Here is a 12,225-nt window from a genome sequence, read left to right as displayed (position 1 = left end):
TGCCGGACGCCAGCCAGCCCGCATCGTCCACGCAGCCGATCGAACACGAGCAGTTCATCCACAAGCGGCGGCAGAAGGAAACGGCTGACCCCGGGGGCTCGCCGCCCGGTTGGCCGAGGCGGCCCGCGACGATCTCGCCGACCAGGGCCACACCGTGTCGATCGAGGTCGTCGAGTTGCGCGCACTCGCCGGCGACGTCGCCAACCATTTCGTGACCGGTTTCGCACCGCCGCGACTGGCGGCTGCCATCGACGCGATGACGGGAGCCGACGGGCTGATCGCCGTGACTCCGGTGTTCACGGCTTCCTGCAGCGGGCTGTTCAAGTCCTTCTTCGACGTGATCGCCCCGGACGCTCTCACCGGGCAGGCGGTCCTGGTCGCGGCGACGGGCGGTACCGCTCGCCACTCCCTGGTCCTGGAGCACGCACTGCGCCCGCTCTTCGCTTATCTGCGCGCCGCCGTCGTTCCCACCGCGGTGTACGCGGCGTCCGAGGACGCGTCAGGGGGAGACGAGTACACCGACGGCCTGCCCGGGCGGATCCGGCGGGCAGGCGGCGAGCTGGCCGCGCTCATGGCGGCCCGCCCGCCCCGCGCCGAGCCCGCGGACGACATCACCGCGCTCGAACGGCAACTCGCCGACCTGCGCTTCGACTGAGGCCGCGGGGTCCGCACCTGAGCGAACGCGCCGTGCTTGAACGTGAACGGATGGACGACAAGGCCCCATCCCGAGGATTCCCGCGGACCGGCGCGAGGGCGCCGGTCCGCGGGAGGGACGGAAGCGGGCCCGCTGTCCAGACGGTGACACGGGGATTCGCCGAGGCCAGACGCGGCACGGTGACGCGGAGGACACCCAAGGAGGAGGCCGCCCATGAAGATCAGCCTGTGGACGGCGGAGGGCGCCCCGCCTTTTCACCCCGCCGCGGTGGTCGAGGCAACGACGTGGATCTGGCCGTTTCGTGCGGGAGGTACAGAAGCAAACCATGCGCGCTGTGCCGTGGGGGCCCAGCCGCCTCCTATAGCCAATAGGCCGTGTCTTTGGGTCAGGCGGGCCAGGTCTGATCCGAAGGCACGGTTTAGCTGAAGCGGCCTTGACGAGGGTAGCGTCGATGCGAAGCCGAGGCCTGTATGAGCATGCCGAGGCTTAGAGCCAGTCGCGCTTCTTGAAGATGACGTACAGGCTCACGCAGACCACCGCCATCAGCAGGATCGCGAAGGGGTAGCCGACGGCCCACTTCAGCTCGGGCATGTCCTCGAAGTTCATGCCGTAGATGGTTCCCACGAGTGTGGGTGCAAACAAGATGGCGGCCCACGAGGAGATCTTCTTGAAGTCGTCACCCTCACGCCGCTGACCTGCAGAAATCGACTGGAGAGGCGCTCTGACCTGCGGCGATCCGTCTTTCCGGCCCTTTCACGATGCTGCCCGTTTGTGCGGCCGATCCTCCCCAGCCGCTCCCCAACCGGGCTTCATTCTCCCCAGCCGAGGCTGCTTCCGAGGTATCTCCGCTGGCCGGGACAGTGATCCGCGTGTCATGACAGGCTACGCGACGTAGTGGCAGCAGGGCAGGAGCCGGCGGCCGCTGTTTGCTTGGCGGTGCTCGTGGTTGGGTGCAACGGCTCGTTCACAGGGAAAACAACCCCTCCTGGATACCCCCGGGACCACCGATCGTTCGGGGTGGAAGAGGCCGAGCAGCATGAAGGTCCTGGGGTGGGCGGCGATGTTGCCGCCGAAGAGGTGTACGGCGCGGTTCGGGGTGACCATGCGCTGGTACCAGCGCTCGCGGACGTCGGCCTCGCCGTACTTGCGCAGGAACTTCCGGTAGGACTGCGGAGGTCCTGGTCCAGAAGGTCCATCTGATCGGCCATGGCGGCTTTGGAGGCGGGCCAACGCTCAGCGGGGGCGAGCCGGAAGCCCGTGATCTTAGCCGGACGGAAGACGCCGAGCGAGGTCCGGTTCGTCTCCTGGTCACGCTTGATGGCGCACAGCGAGGGGGCGACCAGCGGCTCCACGTGTGCGTACCGCTGCCGCCAGCCGTCGGAGGGCGGTATCCGGTCGGCACCTTGAGGGTGTCGAGGTTCGGACGCAGGCTCTCCGGGCGCCTGTCGCCCTGATGGCCGTTGGCCGAGGAGCCCAGTTCGCCAAGTACTCAGTCGTCGAGGTCGACGTCCGGACGCCCGGAAGAGGGCAGGGAAGAGCCGTACGTGCTCACCCAAGGGAGCGGCGCGTCGACAGAGCCCGTCCCGGTTCCCTGCAACGTCATCCCGTTCCGACCACTCACCAGCTGAGCCGCGGCCTGCGGGCCGGGACCCGACGCCAGACGTCGTCTTCGCCTACGTCGTAACAGAACTGATCCGACATCCGGTCCGGTGGCCGGAAACCGTCTGGTTCCAGCAGGGCATTGGCGGGCCGTGCAACGGGCGTGACGTCTCGCGGCGAGCGCCTCGCGTGTCCCGTGAGTCGGTGTGCGGTGCCGTCGTGCGAGACGCGCCGGACGACGAGTTCCTCGGCCCCTCCGCCCTTCCGCGCCAGGACGGTGCGTCCTGTCAGTACGCCCTCCAGGTCGAACAACTAGCTGGCGGACACCACTGGGCGTCGGTGGCCTTGAGTGTGACGAGGTGGCGCCCCTCGGGCCGACGGTCACAGCGACGTGACGGCCTCTGGAGAAATCTCCGTGACTCGCGCGACGGACTCGCCCCCCGGCCCCGTAGAGCAGGTGAAGAAGCCGGAGAAGTGCGATGAGGGAGGGGTCTGACGTATGGCGGGTCGGTTGCCGGTGCGGATGGGCAAAGGCATGCGGGGCACGGCGGTCGCGGCGGCGGCCATGGCGGCGCTGACCGGTTCACAGGCGCCCGGCCTCGCGGCGTCGGCGTCCTCCCCCGTGGAGGCCGCCATGCCACTGAATCAGGGTACTTCGGGCGATACCCACTACTTTCGCGAGCTGCCCCCACGCGCGTCGCACGGCCCGTCCGCAGAGCAGCCGTCCGCGGCCGGCGCCGCCTTCGTGGCCGGCCGTGCGGCGCTGCCCGCCACGGTCCTCGCCGCGTACCGGAACGCGGAGTCGGCGCTCGCGCGGAGCACCCCGCGCTGCGGTCTGCGCTGGCAGCTGCTCGCAGCGATCGGCCAGGTGGAGTCCGGCCAGGCGCGGGGCGGGAGGGTGGACGCGGACGGTACGACGTACGCGCCGATCATCGGCCCGCAGCTCAACGGGCAGGGGTTCGCCCTGATCCGGGACACCGACGGCGGCGCGTACGACGGCGACCCGTCCTACGACCACGCGGTCGGCCCGATGCAGTTCATCCCCTCTACCTGGGCCCGATGGGGCGCCGACGGCAACGGCGACGGCAGGACCGACCCCCATAACGTCCACGACGCGGCGCTCGCTGCGGGCCGCTACCTGTGCGCGGCCGGACACGACCTCTCCCGGCCGCGGGACCTCGACCGCGCGATCCTCTCCTACAACCATTCCCGGGAGTACCTGGGCGTCGTCCTGTCCTGGTACGCCTACTTCAGGGACGGCCACCGGGTGGTTCCGGACCAGGGCGGCGCGGGTTCCGGTACGGAGGCCGGCCCGCCCGGCACCGGGCGGACCGAGCCGGCCGGCCCGCAGCCGGGTACCGAGACCCCGCCCGCCTCCCCGGCGCCCACGCCCCCGCCCGGGCCGAAGCCCGCGCCGACGCCCGCCCCGTCACCGGCCGCCGACCCGCCGGACGACGGTGCGAAGCCCAGGCCGCCCCTGGTCACGGCACCGAGTCCCGCTCCCGGCAAAGGCATTGACGTGCCCGGCGACGGTGTCCTTCCGGATACCGGCAAGCTCCCCGGCAACGGTTAGGACTCACTCGCGCATCCCCCCTCCACAACACCGTGTACCCGGCGGTAACCTCCCGGGTCATGGCGACGGACAGGCATCCTCCGCACCCGGCCGAACCGGGTGACGACTCGGCCCACCTGCGGTGGCAGCGCATGTGGAGCCATCGCGAGCAGCTGCTCAAGGTGGCGCGCCGCAGGTCCATGAGCGCCGAGGACGCCGAGGACGCGGTGCAGGAGGCGATGCTGCGCGGCGCGCAGCACACCCACCTCGACGAGGCGCGGCTGGGCGCATGGCTGACGACCGTGACCATGCGCCTGTGCGTCGACCGGTACCGGCAGGTCCACCGCGAGGCCCAGCTGAGCGGTGCGCCCAAGCTCACCGCCCCCGGCCCGGTCCCCGTCGATGAGGCGGTGTGCGACCGGGCGGAGGCCAGGTGGCTCGCCTTCCGGAGCAGGGAGCTGCCCGCCCGCCAGGCGGAGGCACTCCGCCTGAAGTCGCAGGAGCAGGACGTCGGGCAGATCGCCCGCGAGATGGGGCTGAGCTACGAGGCGGTCGAGTCCCTGCTGGCCAGGGCCCGGCGTACGCTGCGCAACTCGCTGGCCGGGACGCTGGCGCTCGGCCTGTGGCTGATCGGGCGCGGCCGGGACCAGGCGGGTCAGGCGGGTGCGCATGCCCCCGCCCTGGCCGCGGCCTCGGCGGCCGCGACGCTGGCCATGGTGGGACTGGCCCTGCCGTTCGCGTACGAGCCGAGTGCGCCGGTGCCGCCCGCGCCGCGGATGGCGGTGGTGGGGGAGGAGCCGGGCGCGGCCGGTGACCGCATACCGGCTGCGTCGTCCGTACGACCGGACGCCCCTGGCTCCGTACGCCCGACCGGAACGGTGTCGCCCACGGCCCTCCCCGGCGCCCTCGCGGCGATGGTTCCGGAGGTGGCGGCGACCCTGCCGGCCGCACCGGACCTGCCCACCCCGGCTCTGACCGCCCCGGTCCTCCCCGCGCCCGTGTCCGCGCCGCCGCTGCCGTCCACGCCACCGCTCCCCGACAGCACGACCGTGCCGGACCTCCCCGGCGCCCTCTCTACCCGCCTGCCGTAAAAAATCTTGGTCTCGCCGCGACGGACCCGCCGCCCTTCCCCGTAGAGCAGATGTCGGAGCTGCTCCCCGTTGAAGGGTGAACCGGATGGGTGTCGAGATCTGCGTGGAAGGGTTGACCAAATCCTTCGGCCACCAGGTCATCTGGCAGGACGTGTCGCTGACGCTGCCCGCCGGGGAGGTGTCCGTCATGCTCGGCCCCTCGGGTACGGGCAAGTCGGTGTTCCTCAAGACACTCGTGGGCCTGCTCAAGCCGGACCGGGGATCTATACGGATCGCCGGTACGGACATCACCAAGCTCCGCGAGCACGACCTGTACGAGGTGCGCAAGCTCTTCGGCGTGCTGTTCCAGGACGGCGCCCTGTTCGGGTCGATGAACCTGTACGACAACATCGCCTTCCCGCTGCGCGAGCACACGCGTAAACGGGAGAGCGAGATCAGACAGATCGTCCTGGAGAAGATGGACATGGTCGGTCTGATCGGTGCCGAGGAGAAGCTGCCCGGCGAGATATCCGGCGGGATGCGCAAGCGGGCGGGCCTGGCGCGGGCGCTGGTGCTCGACCCGGAGATCATCCTGTTCGACGAGCCGGACTCGGGGCTCGACCCGGTGCGGGTGGCGTATCTCAATCAGTTGATCGTGGACCTGAACGCGCAGATCGACGCGACCTTCCTGATCGTCACTCACGACATCGCCTCGGCCCGCCAGGTCCCGGACAACATCGGGCTGCTGTTCCGGCGCGAACTGGTGATGTTCGGCCCCCGCGAGGAGCTGCTGACCAGCGACGAGCCGGTCGTACGGCAGTTCCTCAACGGCCGTATGCAGGGGCCGATCGGCATGGCGGAGGAGAAGGACGCCGCCCAGGTCGAGCAGGAGCTGGCAGGCCTAGCCGGCGGGGACGACGCCATTCCCGAAATGACCCCGCGCCTGCTGCCCAGCCCCGGGGTCACCCGGCCGCCCCGCTGGCAGGCGATCGTCGACCGCGAGGCGGAGCTGCACCGCCGGGACCCCTCCGGGGAGGCGGCCCCGGCCCCGGCCCCCGCCCCGGCCCCCGCCCTGGCCCCGGCCCTGGCCCCGGCCCCGGCCCCGGCCCCGGCCCTGGCCCCGGCCCCGGCCCCGGGCATGGCGGCAGAGCCGCGCCCGGGGGCTGACCCGGACCGGAAGGCGGCGGAGCCGAGCCCGGCCGAGGGGGCAGACCGATGAGCTTCTCACCCAGCGGAGCGCTTCGGCATTCCGGCAGCCTCTTCGCCATGGCCCTGGACGTCCTGCGGACCCTGCCCCGACGCCCCTTTCAGGTACGGGAGTTCATCCAGCAGGCGTGGTTCATCGCGAGCGTCACCATCCTGCCCACGGCCCTGGTCTCCATCCCTTTCGGAGCAGTCATCGCGCTCCAGATCGGCAGCCTGACCCGGCAGCTCGGCGCCCAGTCGTTCTCCGGCGCCGCCTCCGTCCTGGCGGTACTCCGGGAGGCGTCCCCCATCGTCACGGCGCTGCTCATCGCCGGCGCCGGCGGCACCGCGATCTGCGCGGACCTCGGGGCACGCAAGATCCGGGACGAGATCGACGCCATGCAGGTGCTCGGCATCGACCCGATCCACCGACTGGTCGTGCCCCGGGTGCTGGCCACCATGCTCGTGGCGGTCCTGCTCAACGGCCTGGTCTCCGTCGTCGGGGTGGCCGGTGGCTATTTCTTCAACGTGGTCATGCAGAACGGCACTCCCGGTGCCTACCTGGCCTCCTTCACCACCCTCGCCCAGCTGTCCGACCTCTGGGCGGCCGAACTGAAGGCGCTGGTCTTCGGAGCCATCGCCGCGATCGTCGCCTCGTACAAGGGCCTGAACGCCAAGGGCGGGCCCAAGGGCGTCGGTGACGCCGTGAACCAGTCCGTGGTCATCACCTTCATGTTGCTGTTCGTGACGAACTTCGTGCTGACCGCCGTCTACTTCCAAATCGTTCCGCAGAGGGGATGACGGTGACTCTGCTGAGTCCGCTTAATCGGCTGAACGTGCTCAAACGGTCCGGGCGCTCCCTGGAGGACCTGGGCGCGCAACTGGTCTTCTACGGCCGCTCCCTCGCCTGGACCGGCCGCACCGTGCGCCGCTACAAGAAGGAAGTCCTGCGCTTGCTCGCCGAGGTGACCTTCGGCCGCGGCGCGCTGGCGGTCGTCGGCGGCACGGTCGGCGTCATCGCCTTCCTCTCCTTCTTCACCGGCACCGAGGTCGGACTCCAGGGCTACGCGGCGCTCAACCAGCTGGGCACGTCCAACTTCGTGGCGTTCCTGTCCGCGTACTTCAACACCCGCGAGATCGCCCCGCTGGTGGCCGGGCTCGCGCTGTCGGCGACGGTCGGCGCGGGCTTCACCGCCCAGCTCGGCGCGATGCGGATCAGCGAGGAGACCGACGCGCTCGAGGTGATGGGCATCCCGTCGCTGCCGTTCCTGGTCACCACCCGGATGATCGCCGGCTTCGTGGCGGTGATCCCGCTGTACGTGATCGGGCTGCTGTCCTCCTATTTCGCCGCCCGCACCATCACCACCGGCTACTACGGGCAGTCCACCGGCACGTACGACCACTACTTCCAGCAGTACCTGCCACCGGTCGACGTGCTGTGGTCCTTCGGCAAGGTGATCGTCTTCGCCGTCCTGATCATCCTGGTGCACTGCTACTACGGCTACTACGCGAGCGGCGGCCCGGCCGGTGTCGGTGTCGCGGTCGGCCGCGGCGTACGGACCTCCATCGTGGCCATCAACGTCCTCGACTTCTTCCTCAGCCTCGCCATCTGGGGCGCCAACACGACCGTACGGATAGCGGGGTAGGCGGATGCGCATACGAATACCGGCCCCGGCGCTCACGCGGCCCACCCAACTGCGGCTGTACGGCGTCGTCTTCATCGCAGTGATCGCGCTGCTGCTGTCCCTGACGCTCGCGGTCTACCACCAGGTGTTCACCTCTGTCGTCCGGATCACCCTGGAGGCGGACACCCTCGGCAACCAGCTGGAGCCGCGCGCGGACGTCAAGCTGCGCGGCCTGCTGGTCGGCGAGGTACGCGAGGTCGAGGCCGACGGCGAGAAGGCGACCCTCACCCTCGCGCTGAAGCCGGAGCACGTCCCCCTCATCCCGGCCGACGTCCATGCCCGGCTGCTGCCCAAGACCCTGTTCGGCGAGAAGTACGTCGACCTGGTCGCCCCCCAGAAGTCGTCGGTACGGCACATCCGCGCCGGTGACGTCATCACCCAGGACCGCACCACGGTCGGCATCGAGCTCCAGCGGCTGATGAACGACCTGCTACCGCTGCTGCGCACGGTGAAGCCCGGCGAGCTGAACGCCACCCTGTCCGCCTTCGCGGGCGCCCTCGAAGGGCGCGGCGACCGGATCGGCGACAACCTCACCCGCCTCGACGACTACCTGCGCCGGCTCAACCCGCACATGCCCTCCCTCAAGGAGGACATCGCCCGGTTCGCCGATGTGGCCGAGGTGTACCGCGACGCCGCCCCCGACCTGCTGCGGATCCTGGACAACACCCTCACCACCAGCCGGACGCTGGTCGAGAAGCAGGATCAGCTCGCGTCGGTCCTCACCTCGACCGCCACCGCCGCGAACACCACGGAAGCGGTCCTCGGCGAGAACTCCGACCGGCTCATCACCCTGGGCCGCGTCTCCCGTCCCACCCTCGCGCTGTTCGCCCGCTACTCGCCGCAGTACCCGTGCCTGCTGGCCGGGCTGGTGCGCCAGGAAGCGGCGTCCGAAGAGGCGTTCAAGGGCGGAAGGATGCGCATCACCCTCGAATTCGTCCACCCCCGTCCCCCTTACCGCCCCGGCGAGGAACCGCGCTATGCCGACCGCTCAGGACCCAACTGCAGAGGTTTGCCCCACTCTCACGTACCGGCACCGCCGACCAAGCTCAACGACGGTACGTCGGCGAGCAGTACGGGCCGCAACGTGTCCGGAACCCCGGCCGAACAGCACGCCGTCGCCTCACTCGTGTCCCCGGTCATGGGCGTGCCCGCCGACGAGGTGCCGGCGGTCACGACCCTGCTCTTCGGACCGATGGCACGGGGAACGGCGGTGAGTGTCATATGAGCACGACGAGTCGTTTCCGTCGTACGAACGCGATGGCGACAGCCCCCCAGCTGATCAAACTCAGCATCTTCGCGGTGGTGACCGTGGCGGCGACCGCCGTGCTCGCGGCCACCATCGTCAATCTCTCCTTCACCCCGAAGGAGACCTACACCGCCGTGTTCAGCGATGTCACCAGCCTGGAGAAGGGCGACGACATCCGGGTCGCGGGGGTGCGGGTCGGCGAGGTCGAGAGCATCGCCATCACGGACCGGACGCTGGCCATGGTGACCTTCACCGTCTCCCGCGACCGGCCGCTGCTCACCAGCACCCGTGCCGTCATCCGCTACCGGAGCCTGGTCGGGCAGCGGTACATCGCGCTGACGGAAGGCGTGGGGGAGGGGAAGCGGCTGCGGCCCGGGGGGCGGATCCCGCTCTCCCGTACCGAGCCCGCACTCGATCTCAACGCCCTGCTGAACGGGTTCAAGCCGCTGTTCGCCGCGCTGAGCCCGAAGGACGTCAACCAACTCGCCACCGAGATCATCAAGACCCTGCAGGGCGAGGGCGGTACCGTCCGCAGCCTGCTCGCGCACACCGCCTCGCTCACCACGACACTCGCCGAACGCGACAAGCTGATCGGTTCGGTCATCGACAACCTCAATACCGTGCTGAGCACCGTGGACAAGCGCAGCACCCGCTTCTCCGACCTGATCGCGCAGCTGCAACGGCTGATCTCGGGGCTGTCGGACGACCGCAAGCCCATCGGTGAATCGTTGGCGGGCATCAACGGCCTCGCGGAGGCCACCTCCGGCCTTCTGGGCGACGTCCGGCCGCCGCTGAAAACCGATATCGCCGAGCTGGCCAAGCTCACGGGAACGCTGAACGGCCACGAGAAGACCGTGGAGGGTGTCCTGCAGCGGTTGCCCAACAAGCTCAACGAGCTGACCGGAACCGCCTCGTACGGCTCCTGGTTCAACTTCTATCTCTGCGACTTCGACGGCCGGATCGTGCTGGCGAAGACCAACGAGGTCATCACCCCCGAACTCCATGTCGCCCGGGCGAGGTGCGACCGTTGATTCCCTTCCGTGAACGCAATCCCCTGGGGGTCGGCGCCGCCGGCCTCACCACGATCGCGCTGCTGATCGCCGCCGCGTTCAACGTCGAGAGCCTTCCGCTGATCGGCGGCGGCGAGACGTACAGCGCGGCCTTCTCCGAGGCCGGCGGGCTGCGCTCCGGCGACGAGGTGCGGATCGCCGGCGTCAAGGCCGGCAAGGTCGACGAGGTCGAGCTGGCCGGCGACCACGTCAAGGTGACCTTCCGGATCAAGGGAGACCCGGAGCTCGGGGCCCGTACCGGTGCGTCGATCCGCATCAAGACGATCCTGGGCGCCAAGTACCTCGCGCTGGAGCCGAAGGGTTCCGGCCGGCTGAAGCCGGGCAGCGAGATCCCACTGAGCCGCACGGTCCCGGCGTACGACGTGGTGGAGGCCTTCAGTGATCTCACCACGACCACCGAGCAGATCGACAAGCAGCGGCTGGCCGCCTCCATGGACATCATCTCCACCACCTTCGAGGACGCCCCCGAGGAGGTCAAAGCCTCCATCCAGGGGCTCTCGAAGATCTCCCGGACCGTGGCCTCCCGTGATGAGGCGCTACGCGAACTCCTCGACCACGCCAACGGGGTCACCGGAGTGCTCGCCGAGCGGAAGGACGAGTTCGGCAAGCTGGTCAAGGACGGCGACAAGCTGTTCAAGGAGATCCACGCGCGGCGCCAGGCCATCCACGCGCTGCTCCAGAGCTCCGTCGCCCTCAGCGTCCAGCTCTCCGGCTTGGTGAAGGACAACAAAGCGGAGATCGGGCCGGCGCTCAGCCGCCTGAACACCGTGGTGCAGATGCTGGAACGCAATCAGGCGAGCCTCGACCGCAGCATCCAGCTCATGGCGCCCTTCGCGAGGGTCTTCGCCAACACCCTCGGCAACGGCCGGTGGTTCGACAGCTACATCCAGAACCTGGTCGCGCCCACACCGGTGGTTCCACGGACGGAAGGGTCACGATGAGGATTCCGATGCGGATTCCGAGGCGTATTGCGCTGAAGCTCCCGAAGCCGCCGGCGAAGCTCGCGCCGACCCGCCGTCGCGTCCGCCGCCTCGTCCGCCGCCTCGCGTTCGCCACCGTGCTGGTGATGGCCGCCGCCCTGGCCGTCGTACAGCTCTCCGAGTCACCGAAGGTCCGGGTGACCGCGTACTTCCCGCGTACCGTCGGCATCTACCCCGGCTCCGACGTTCGCGTGCTCGGCATCCCGATCGGCGAGGTCAAGAAGATCACGCCGCAGGGTGAGCGAGTGCGCGTGGAGCTGGAGTACGACGCCCAGTACAAGGTCCCCGAGGACGCTAAGGCGGCCATCATCAACTCCTCGGTGGTCAGCGACCGTTACCTCCAGCTGCTGCCCGTCCACCGCGGCGGCCCGGCGCTGAAGAGCGGCGCGGTCATCCCCGAGGAGCGCACGGCCGTACCGGTCGAGCTGGACCGGGTCTTCGACAGCCTCCGTATGACGGCGGACGCGCTCGGCCCCCAGGGCGCCAACAAGGACGGTTCGCTCTCCCGGCTGCTCGCCGTCGGCGCGGACAACCTCCAGGGCCAGGGCGCGCAGCTGCACCAGACGGTCGAGGACCTCTCGCAGGCCGTCACCACCCTGTCCGACGGCCGGCAGGACCTGTTCGGGACCGTACGGAATCTGCAGGTGTTCACCGCCGCGCTGGCGGCCGACGACGCCGACGTCCGGTCGTTCAACGACAGCCTGGCCAAGGTGGCCGAGCAACTGGCCGGGGAACGCAAGGACCTCGCCGCGGCGATCAAGCATCTCGCGGCCGCGCTCGCCGATGTGTCCGAGTTCGTGAAGCAGAACAAGAAGGACCTGACCGCCAATGTGCAAGGCCTGGCCAAGGTGACCAACGTGCTGGTCACGCAGCGCGCCGCCCTCGAGGAGCTGCTCGAAGTCGCCCCCGCCGGGCTGTCCAACCTGCAGAACGCCTACAACCCCTCGTCCGGCACGCTCGACACCCGCAGCAACCCCGAACAGCTCCACGACCCGGCCGAGCTGCTGTGCTCCCTGCTGAAGACGACCGGGGAGAAGACCGACTGCCGGGATCTGAAGACCCTGTTCGACTCCCTGCCCAAGCTGCCCGCGGCCGACCCGCTCACCGGAGCGGCACTTCCCGTGGCGGGAACGGGCTCGATGGACAAGACGCTCGGCGGAATCCTGGAGGCCCGTACGTGACG

General features: G+C 69.8%; 9 protein-coding genes and 2 pseudogenes. 10 read left to right on the top strand and 1 reads right to left on the bottom strand.

All coding sequences use genetic code 11. The features are described 5' to 3' along the window. Positions 1-91: 91 nt before the first annotated feature. Positions 92-655 (top strand): annotated as a pseudogene (locus ACWDYJ_RS14720) (CE1759 family FMN reductase); the annotation flags it as partial. A gap of 486 nt (positions 656-1,141) precedes the next feature. On the opposite strand, the pseudogene ACWDYJ_RS14715 reads toward ACWDYJ_RS14720, so the two are convergent. Further along, a pseudogene (locus tag ACWDYJ_RS14715) lies at positions 1,142-1,327 on the bottom strand (CorA family divalent cation transporter); the annotation flags it as partial. Between the two features lie 1,426 nt (positions 1,328-2,753). Here ACWDYJ_RS14715 and ACWDYJ_RS14710 point away from each other — a divergent pair. The 9 genes from ACWDYJ_RS14710 to ACWDYJ_RS14670 all read left to right on the top strand — a co-directional run bounded on the left by ACWDYJ_RS14710 (position 2,754) and on the right by ACWDYJ_RS14670 (position 12,223). Further along, the gene (locus ACWDYJ_RS14710; RefSeq protein WP_451565895.1) at positions 2,754-3,827 is read left to right on the top strand and encodes a lytic transglycosylase domain-containing protein; all 1,074 of its coding nucleotides are present in this window, start codon (positions 2,754-2,756) and stop codon (positions 3,825-3,827) included. Between the two features lie 59 nt (positions 3,828-3,886). Then, on the top strand, positions 3,887-4,897 hold the full coding sequence (locus ACWDYJ_RS14705; protein ID WP_451565894.1) for a sigma-70 family RNA polymerase sigma factor: 1,011 nt from the start codon (positions 3,887-3,889) through the stop codon (positions 4,895-4,897). A gap of 85 nt (positions 4,898-4,982) precedes the next feature. After that, entirely contained in the window at positions 4,983-6,095 is a 1,113-nt protein-coding gene (locus ACWDYJ_RS14700; RefSeq protein ID WP_451565893.1) for an ABC transporter ATP-binding protein, read from the top strand. Then, positions 6,092-6,862 (top strand): MlaE family ABC transporter permease, encoded by a 771-nt coding sequence (locus ACWDYJ_RS14695; protein WP_451565892.1) that lies wholly within the window; start codon positions 6,092-6,094, stop codon positions 6,860-6,862. Before ACWDYJ_RS14700 ends, ACWDYJ_RS14695 begins: the two co-directional genes overlap by 4 nt. Before the next feature lie 2 nt (positions 6,863-6,864). Further along, positions 6,865-7,707, top strand: coding sequence for an MlaE family ABC transporter permease (locus ACWDYJ_RS14690; protein ID WP_451565891.1), 843 nt, complete (start codon positions 6,865-6,867; stop codon positions 7,705-7,707). Between the two features lie 4 nt (positions 7,708-7,711). Further along, complete coding sequence (locus ACWDYJ_RS14685; protein WP_451565890.1) at positions 7,712-8,971, top strand: MCE family protein; 1,260 nt, start codon at positions 7,712-7,714, stop codon at positions 8,969-8,971. Beyond that, positions 8,968-10,023, top strand: a complete 1,056-nt coding sequence (locus tag ACWDYJ_RS14680; RefSeq protein ID WP_451565889.1) for an MCE family protein — start codon at positions 8,968-8,970, stop codon at positions 10,021-10,023. The genes ACWDYJ_RS14685 and ACWDYJ_RS14680 overlap by 4 nt, the downstream gene beginning before the upstream one ends. Beyond that, positions 10,020-11,003: an MCE family protein gene (locus tag ACWDYJ_RS14675; protein ID WP_451565888.1), complete on the top strand. Its 984-nt coding sequence runs from the start codon at positions 10,020-10,022 to the stop codon at positions 11,001-11,003. Before ACWDYJ_RS14680 ends, ACWDYJ_RS14675 begins: the two co-directional genes overlap by 4 nt. A gap of 8 nt (positions 11,004-11,011) precedes the next feature. Next, a complete protein-coding gene (locus ACWDYJ_RS14670) occupies positions 11,012-12,223 on the top strand; it encodes an MCE family protein (RefSeq protein WP_451565887.1) in 1,212 nt (403 codons plus the stop codon). Positions 12,224-12,225 lie beyond the last annotated feature (2 nt).

The organism is Streptomyces sp. NPDC003042 (assembly GCF_053591315.1).
The sequence above is the reverse complement of the archived record's forward strand: the minus strand, read 5'-3'. Positions and strand labels throughout refer to the sequence as shown.